Source organism: Schlesneria sp., from assembly GCF_036405755.1.
In the GTDB taxonomy this organism is placed as follows: Bacteria; Planctomycetota; Planctomycetia; order Planctomycetales; family Planctomycetaceae; genus Schlesneria; species Schlesneria sphaerica.
Map to the genome: position 1 here is coordinate 1 of NZ_DASWWZ010000075.1, position 7,627 is coordinate 7,627.

The window sequence follows — 7,627 nt, forward strand, 5'->3', positions numbered from 1 at the left end:
AAGCCCTCCCGTGGCTTTTTTCTTCGCCATCAAAACCTCGCCAATCTGAACGGTCAAAAACGGTTCATCGAGTCACTTTGGAACGGATTCCAAAACCGACAATATCGAACAGTCACGCCTGAAATCAAGCACAGTCGCGAAGGAACCTGAATGATTGAACCCCGGCAGTCGCCCTTCGTCTACCCCAGACGAGGCAGACAATTGGAGATGAATGACCTGCTGCGGTTATGACGCGGCGCTTTGAGAAAAGGTTACCAAGGTCCGTGGAGTCAAATGACTTCCCATTCGTGGGAATGGTAGCGAAAGATGTTCGGCTCGCTTGAAAGGGTGAAATCCATCTGGCATAGTTGGCCCGCTCCCTGCCGCCTCCCATCATGTGGGCGGGCTCGATTCCGAATGGACACAACCCATGCATGGCTTGCTGGCCTCAATCACGTTGCAGGACTTCCTGGTCAGGGTAATCTCGTCTACGGCGAAAATTCCCGCTGATTCAGAGACACTTCTTCTTGTTGCTTTCCTCTTGGCAGCAGTCATCCACGCCTCCCTGCTTCTGGGGTTGTTCGGTGGACTTCCCGTCTTCTACATCTGGCTCGAACGAAAAGTCGCCGGTCGTATTCAAGACCGCCTGGGCCCCACACGTGTCGGTGGCAGTTTCGGCTGGCTGCAAACGATTGCAGACGGCATCAAGTTGATCCAGAAGGAAGACCTTGTTCCCAAGGATGCCGACAACCTCGTTTTCCGCATGGCACCCTATCTCGCGACGATCGCCTCCTTCGGTGCGTTCATGGTTCTGCCCATCTCCGACGGCTGGGTCGCCGTTGCAGCAGAATGTGGAGCCTTTTTGATCCTGGCACTTATGTCACTCGAAGTCCTCGGGATTATTCTCGCGGGATATTCGAGCGGTTCGAAATGGGCACTTTTCGGCGCAATGCGCGAAGCGGCTCAAATGGTGAGCTATGAAATCCCACTCGCGATCTGTGCCTTGATACCGCTGATGATCGCCGGATCGCTGAACTTCCAGGTGATCGGCCGGTTGCAGTCGGGCGGCTTCTGGAACTGGTTTCTGTTTCATGACCCCTTCACCTTTCTGGCCTTCTTCGCCTACTTCACAGTGGCAACAGCTAGCGTCAAACGAGCCCCCTTCGATCTTGCCGAAGCCGAAAGCGAACTGGTCGCCGGTTTCCATACCGAGTACAGCGGCTTCCGGTGGTCGATCTTCTTTCTCGCCGAATATTCGAGCATGTTTGCCGTCAGCGCCGTGGCGGCAATTCTGTTTCTGGGAGGCTGGCACGACGGTCTGATGATCGACAGCCTGTTCGACGGGTTGCGTGGTACGGGAAGTGGCTGGATTTCAGGCTTTTCGATCGGGACGTACATTGCAAATCTGTTCGGCGCGATCGTCCTGATTACGAAAGCCTGTCTGCTGGTCTTTGTGCAGATCTGGGTTCGGTGGACGTTGCCTCGCCTGAGAATCGATCAGGTGATGACCACCTGCCTCAAGTACCTCGTCCCGATCAGTTGCTTTCTCTTTCTGATGGCCGTTCTGTGGCCACTGACACTCACCACTGTCTTTTCACGTCCGATTCTGGCTGGTGCACCACTCGGTGAAAAAGCGGTCCTCCGTTCAACAGCCACTGGCATTCACGTCGCGTCAGAGGGCAAGGGGGGACCACAATGATTGAACAACTTCTGTTCTACACATTCGCCTTTCTTGCCTGTGGTGGCGCGATTGCTGTCGCCGCATCACAGAACGTGGTTCGAATGGCGTTCTGGCTGGTTGTATCTCTTGGTTCCGTCGCGGCACTTTTCTTTCTGCTCCATGCCGATTTTCTCGGAGCTGCCCAGCTACTGATCTATGTCGGTGGTACAGTCGTCCTGCTGGTCTTCGGTGTGATGCTGACTGCCAGTGGACCCTATTCCACGATCAAGACTTCACCGGCGGAAGGCATCATGGGTGCCGCAGTGGGAGTCCTGCTGCTCTTCGTCCTGATCTCTTCAATCGGGTATGTCGATTGGGCCGATATCACTGCCCGATCACCGACCATCCCGGCAGCACCTGTTCTCGCCGACCTGACGCTCGGTGCACACGCCGAAGAGGTACTCGTTAATACCGGATCAACACAGGCGAAAGCAGATCTGGAAGCACGCGTGCAGCAGGGGCGAACGATTCGGCAGTTGGGGATGAGCTTCCTGGGAATGCGTGTGGATCGAAACCTTGCCGTAGGAGGAGCACAGGGGTTGGCCCCTGGATATTTTCTGCCATTTGAAATTGTTTCCGTTCATCTGCTTGTCGTCTTGATTGGAGCTGCATACCTCGCGCGGGCAAAACGACGCGCCGTGTCGGAAGAAGCTGTCAGTCTGGAATAATGGCGCTCGCTGCTCACAGCCACCGTCAGTCTGGAAAGTGAAATTCGATCATGGGTGAAATTGGCCTGAATGCCTACCTGATGGTAGGTGCAGTGTTATTCGTCTGCGGCGTTGTCTGCATGGCGACAAAGCGAAACGGCATCGGGATCCTGATGGGGGTCGAACTGGTGCTGAATGGCGCGAATGTCAATTTCGTCGCCTTCTCACGCTATACCCCACTGGGCCTGGATGGGCAGGCAACGGCACTCTTCGTCATCGTTCTGGCAGCTGCCGAGGCGGCAGTGGCACTCGCGATCGCTCTCAACTTCTATAACAACCATTTGACAATCGATGTGGACCGAGGAAACGAGCTGCAGGGATAGCGACCTTCCAGGTGAACTCTGCCCGTCACTTGCGAAATGAATCGCCGCAAGTAACGTGCACCGGCTGAAATAAAGAGAGATCAGAAACCACGGACGAATCAGTCTGTGTCCAGCCCACATATTCAGTGATGGAATTATGACTGAGACTGGTGAAGTATTGATGTATCTGCTGACGGTGGCATGGCTCCTGCCACTTGTCGGCTTCGTCGTCGAGATCTACTGGCTCAGATGGTCACATCGACTCCATCAAGGTGCCGCCTACACGGCCGTGGCGTGTATCGGGATCGGTTTTCTCTGCAGCCTTTCCGCATTGATCTATTGGGGCAACCAGACACACTGGGCGGCCTTGTCAGAGCCCGAACATCATGCTCATGTGGCGTCGCACGACGCCGAACACCATGACAGCTCGGCCCCCCACCACGACGATGCCAAGGCGCACGCTGAGGCTGTGCATGCAGACACCCATGCGGCGGACGATCACGCTGGGGGGGCTCACCCGACTCCCGCTGCTCCGAAGTACTTCTCCGGAACCTACTATGAACTGGCTCGTTTCAGTGGACTACGGATCTCGCTCGACTGGTATATCGACAGTCTGACGCTGGTCATGTTCACGATGGTGACCTTCATCGCGACGTGCATTCATCTGTTTGCAATCGGCTACATGCAGGAAGAGCTGACCGAAGAATACGAAGACCATGAAGTCCACCTTCACAACGGAGGCCACTTCAGTCGTCCCGGACGATTCTACCGCTTCTTCGCCTATCTCTCGCTGTTCTGCTTTTCGATGCTCGGTCTGGTTCTGGCCGGCAACATTTTCCAGGTCTTTATTTTCTGGGAACTGGTCGGTCTGTGCAGCTACCTGTTGATCGGTTTCTACATCGAGCGGAAATCGGCGAGCACCGCAGCCAACAAAGCGTTCATCATGAACCGTGTCGGAGACTTTGGATTTCTGATCGGGATGATGATCCTGTGGACCTCGTTCGGGACATTCCAGTTCGGGGACCGCCGTGAAGGTGAACACGCCGAGGCAGGTCTGTTCACAATGGTTCGTGGAACCGACGGAACGCTCGACGTCTCGGACGACGGACTGCAGGTCCACTTGCGCGACGCTCATGGCCACCGCGCAGAGAAAGACGGACTGCCGTTGACGATCAGTTATTCACTGCTGGTCGCCGCAGGCTTGGGAATTTTTGCGGGCAGCATCGGAAAGAGTGCCCAGTTCCCGCTCCACACCTGGCTCCCCGACGCGATGGAAGGTCCCACACCTGTTTCCGCGCTCGTGCACTCGGCAACCATGGTCGCCGCCGGTGTCTATCTGGCAGGCCGATTCTACCCCGTGTTTACTCCTGAAGTGCTGCTGGGGATTGCTTACATCGGCTGCATTACCCTGTTCGTCGCAGCCACCATCGCCCTGGTCGTAACGGACATCAAACGGGTCTTGGCCTATTCCACGATCAGTCAACTCGGCTACATGATGCTGGGGATCGGAGTCGCGGGCTGGGGAGCAGGACTGTTCCACCTCGTCACGCATGCCTTCTTCAAGTCACTGATGTTCCTGTGCTCGGGCAGTGTGATTGCCGGCTGCCACCATGAACAGGATATGCGGAAGATGGGCGGCCTCCGCCACAAAATGAAGATCACCGCTTACACCATGCTCGTCGGCGTGATCGCCATTGCGGGGCTGGCAATTCCGGGGACCGCCATCGGGTTCTCGGGCTTTTACTCCAAGGATGCCATCGTCGCTTCCGCATTGGCCTACAGCGAATTAAATCCAAACCATTTCCTGCTGTTCATCACGCCTCTAGTCACGGCAGGAATCACGTCATTCTACATGTTCCGCCTCTGGTTCATGACGTTCGCGGGCGAACCTCGTGATGCTCATGTTTATGAGCACTGCCATGAGAATCCGCGAATCATGACCGTTCCGCTGATCGTCCTGGCAGTCCTTGCAGCCGCGTGTGCCTGGCCCGGCGAGAGTGGGCCGCTGTATCGATTGATCACCGACAGCGAGACCGTCCCGGCCGCGACTCGCGTTGTGTCCGCAGGAGCATCACAAGTCACGCTGCCCAGCCATCACGGGCATGACAGTGACGTCCACCACGTTCATCCAATGGCGGGGTTTCTTGCTTTGGTCGCCGCCTTCGTCGGTATGGGCCTCGCTTACCTGCTGTACGTGAAAAAGTCGGTTGATCCGGATCAGGTTCGCAGGCAATTCTCTTCAGTCTATGACTTCCTGGTCAACAAATGGCGATTCGACACGCTGTACGATGTGATGTTTGTTGCCCCCGTTCATGTCGTCGCCAAGTGGTGCGTGAACTTTGACCGGAAGGTGCTTGACTCCATTCTGCACGGAGCTGCCGGCCTGACAGTGATGGTGTCCAAACTTGACCGCAAGTTCGATGAGACGTTCATCGATGGTCTGGTCAATCTCGTCGGAAGCATGACATACACAGTCGGATCATCGCTGAAGGCCGTTCAGACCGGTCACCTGCGGCAGTATGTGATGTGGATCGCAGTTGGCGTCATCGTGTTGTTCGGTGCCCTGTACACGACAATTCCGAAGTAATCTTGGATTCTGCCTGCCATCTGAATGGTTGATGCACGAATGAGGGAATGAAATTCATCATGAGTTCGGAAACAATCCTGACCTGTATCGTCTTCTTGCCAGCCGTCTGGGCGATCCCGCTGCTGTGCTTTGACGCGAAAGCCAAGGAGGCGATGCGATACTGGGGAGTGCTGGGAACGGCGCTCACGTTCGCATTGACCCTGCAGTTGTGGGCGCAGTTCGATCCATCCCAGTCGGGAATGCAGTGCCGGATTTCGGTTCCCTGGATCCCCAACTGGAACGCAAATTTCACTTTGGGAGTCGACGGAATCAGCTTGCCCCTGATTGTGCTGTCGGGCTTTGTCTGTCTGCTGTCAATGCTGGCTTCCTGGAGCATTGAGAAGAATTTCAAAGGCTACCTGATGCTGTTCCTGTTACTGGAAACCGGCATGATGGGTGTCTTCACTGCACTCGACTTCCTGCTGTTTTACGTCTTCTGGGAAGTCATGCTGCTGCCGATGTATTTCCTGATCGGGATCTGGGGTGGACCTCGGCGCGAATATGCGGCCATCAAATTTTTTCTCTACACCCTGGCCGGCTCTGTGCTGATGCTGATCGCCATGTTGATGTTCTACTTCAACAGTGACCGCACATTCGACCTGCTGGAAATGGCTCGTATCGCCGCAGGAACCAGCGATGGTAAGGCCCCCGTGTACGGGACGACGATGCAGATCGCCGCCTTCATCATGCTGTTCATCGGGTTCGCAATTAAGCTGCCCGCGTTCCCCTTCCACACCTGGTTGCCCGATGCCCACGTCGAAGCCCCCACGCCAATCTCCATGATACTGGCAGGGGTGCTGCTCAAGATGGGGGGCTACGGAATCATCCGCATCGCGTTCCCGCTGGCTCCGTATGGTGCACAGTATGCCGCGTATTTTCTCGTCGGGCTGGGCGTCTTCAGCATCATTTACGGTGCGTTTGCAGCGATGGCTCAAACCGACTTCAAGCGGCTCGTCGCTTACAGTTCGGTCAGTCACATGGGCTATGTCCTGATTGGAATCGCGGTCTGGAAGATCGTCGACGGTCGGACGCTGGGGCGTTCGTACTGGGAAATGGGAATCAATGCGGCGATGTTCCAGATGATTGCCCACGGGATTTCCTCCACCGGGATGTTCTTTATGGTCGGAGTTCTCTACGACCGGGTCCATCACCGTGACATCAACAAGTTTGGTGGCATCGCTCAGTTTATGCCGCACTATTCAGGCCTGGCCGCAGTCATCTTCTTCGCTGGACTGGGGTTGCCCGGACTATGCGGCTTTGTCGGCGAAGTCTTTTCGGTCCTGGCCTGCTGGAACTTCAGCCCCCTGCTGGCGATTATTTCTGCCAGCGGAGTGATCCTGACCGCAGGCTACATCCTGTGGACGCTGCAACGGGTCTATCTGGGTCCTGAGTACAAAGGCCCCCACCCGGAAGCACTGGTCGAAATGAATCCGCGCGAACTCGCGATTGGTTACACGCTTGTCGCCACAGCGATTCTGTTTGGCGTGCTGCCTCAACTGCTGTTCAATCCGATGCAGGCATCGGTTCAGGTACTGACAGAGAGCCTTGCATCCTCATACGAGGCGCTGTACGGCGCGGTGACTGCGATGCAGACATCGCAATGGAAGTAGTTGCCGGCGTTCGTTGTTCCACATCCGCAAGCCGCTTTACTGATAGCGAATCCGATGGATTTTGAAGCTCTATATCAGCAGTTTTTGAGTGGTGACGTTGCCGGGCAGGTTTCCCTGCTTCGCTCGCTCAAGATCATCCTGCCGGAACTGATTCTTTCCGGCTCGATCATCTTGATGCTGCTTGCACGACTGACCAGTCTCGACAAGATCATCCCGACACACTGGTTTGCCGTGGCGGGAGGGATGGGCGCGTTCGTTCTCATCTTGTCGCAGTTCTGGCAATTCACGGTTGGTGAAGCGGTCGGCGTCGAGATTTTCACAGGTCTGGCCGTTCACGATGAGTTCTCGACGTTCTTCCGTGGGTTCCTCACCTTTTTCCTTGTCTTCGTGATCGCCCTGACCGTCCTGACAGGGATTCCTGACGACGAGGACGCTCCTGACTTCTACTCGCTGCTGTCGGGTGCTGTGGTGGGCATGATGCTGATGTCCAGCGCGAATCACTTGCTGATTCTTTTCCTGGGAATCGAGATGGCTAGCGTTCCCAGTTACGTCATGACTGGATTCCTGAAAGGTCGCCGCCGAAGCAGTGAAGCGGCCCTGAAATTCGTTGTGTATGGAGCCGGGTCGGCCGGTGTGATGTTGTTCGGCATCAGCCTCCTTGCGGGTCTCTTGGGAACGGCCGA

6 protein-coding genes are annotated in these 7,627 nt (G+C 56.0%); all 6 read left to right on the plus strand.

What is annotated here, in order from left to right:
* Positions 1-409 precede the first annotated feature (409 nt).
* The gene (locus VGE80_RS02570) at positions 410-1,678 is read left to right on the plus strand and encodes a complex I subunit 1/NuoH family protein (RefSeq protein ID WP_397571348.1); all 1,269 of its coding nucleotides are present in this window, start codon (positions 410-412) and stop codon (positions 1,676-1,678) included.
* The gene (locus tag VGE80_RS02575; protein WP_440591567.1) at positions 1,675-2,367 is read left to right on the plus strand and encodes an NADH-quinone oxidoreductase subunit J family protein; all 693 of its coding nucleotides are present in this window, start codon (positions 1,675-1,677) and stop codon (positions 2,365-2,367) included. The genes VGE80_RS02570 and VGE80_RS02575 overlap by 4 nt, the downstream gene beginning before the upstream one ends.
* Positions 2,368-2,417: 50 nt before the next feature.
* Positions 2,418-2,729 (plus strand): NADH-quinone oxidoreductase subunit NuoK, encoded by a 312-nt coding sequence (gene nuoK, locus VGE80_RS02580; RefSeq protein ID WP_373650502.1) that lies wholly within the window; start codon positions 2,418-2,420, stop codon positions 2,727-2,729.
* 136 nt (positions 2,730-2,865) lie between these two features.
* Entirely contained in the window at positions 2,866-5,295 is a 2,430-nt protein-coding gene (gene nuoL, locus VGE80_RS02585) for an NADH-quinone oxidoreductase subunit L (RefSeq protein WP_440591568.1), read from the plus strand.
* 59 nt (positions 5,296-5,354) lie between these two features.
* The gene (locus VGE80_RS02590; RefSeq protein WP_373650500.1) at positions 5,355-6,944 is read left to right on the plus strand and encodes a complex I subunit 4 family protein; all 1,590 of its coding nucleotides are present in this window, start codon (positions 5,355-5,357) and stop codon (positions 6,942-6,944) included.
* A 54-nt stretch (positions 6,945-6,998) separates the two neighbouring features.
* The coding region (locus VGE80_RS02595; RefSeq protein ID WP_440591569.1) for a proton-conducting transporter transmembrane domain-containing protein at positions 6,999-7,627 on the plus strand (629 nt) is incomplete at its 3' end.